Source organism: Pyrobaculum sp. (genome assembly GCF_049971835.1).
Classification (GTDB): Archaea; Thermoproteota; Thermoprotei; order Thermoproteales; family Thermoproteaceae; genus Pyrobaculum.
Window position 1 is genome coordinate 1 of record NZ_JBMFKV010000388.1, and the last position, 985, is coordinate 985.

At 47.8% G+C, this 985-nt stretch carries 1 protein-coding gene; it reads left to right on the top strand.

Going from position 1 to position 985, the window contains the following annotated elements; genetic code table 11:
• Positions 1 to 119 precede the first annotated feature (119 nt).
• On the top strand, positions 120 to 985 hold an 866-nt coding region (locus ACP5J3_RS14880), incomplete at its 3' end, for a hypothetical protein (protein WP_428496391.1).

The following is a 985-nucleotide window of genomic DNA, read 5'->3' on the forward strand; positions in this document are numbered from 1 at the left end:
TCAAAAAACGGCTTAACATAAGCGATAGAAATCGGCATCTCCGGTTCTACGGAGCGCACCAGAGCTCACTATATAGAGCCTTGGTGAGAATTTGCGACAGCGGCGTATGTTGTAATTCTTTGGAAGGAGTAAGCTGGGTAGACTACGTTGAATACTTTCAGCCAGGCGCCATTGATCCAGATGCCGAGGCTGTTGTGGCTAGTTACTACAACAAAACTATCTATGAAGTCGAGGCGAGAAATATACCGCAACTTCTGGCTAGAGAGCTAAAGTGCGGTGAGACACGGGTCTACCTCCCCAGATTTGTACTAGAGGCTATTCATGGATATGTCGACTTTTGTAGAAAACTGCCCGAAAGCGAGAGGTTGAGAAGGAGGTGCAACCTTGACGAATTTGCAGAGGACATCTCCCGGGGCAAAGTGTGGTCTAAGGTTTTGACTGATTTAGTATTTACCCAAGGCGGGTTTGTAAGAGGGAGGGTTGTGCCCAGGTCGGTGGTTTGGTTTGTAGAGTCTAGAGACCTACACCCCGAGGTAGTGGACAACAGGGTTGTCTACGTCTATAAGGTAGAGAGAATTCCCGTCAATAACTACGAGAGGGGTAGGAGACCTAGTTACGAAGTCTTTACTTATGCGTATGCGGTGGATGTAGAGCCCGACGATGTTAAACTAGTTGATGTCGCTATGCCTTTTATAAAAGCGGTGATGCGTAAGCGGTACGGCGTAGAGCTGAGCCTTATTCAATACTGCATGTCGTGGGGTAATTTACTCAAAATTTGGGAAAAAGAGCCGGCAGGGCTTTTGAAAAGACTACAAGAGTTGCGTGAAGTAGAAATTAGAGGACGTAGAGTGACTTGTGAAGAATTGGCTAGAACTGTGGCTAGTGAGGAGGTGGATGAGTATATGAAAATGCTCCTCCAGTACTTTGACCCCGTGACGTTCAGCGAGCGCACAGACTGGGGTTGGGTGCGTAAAGTCGCCGAGCG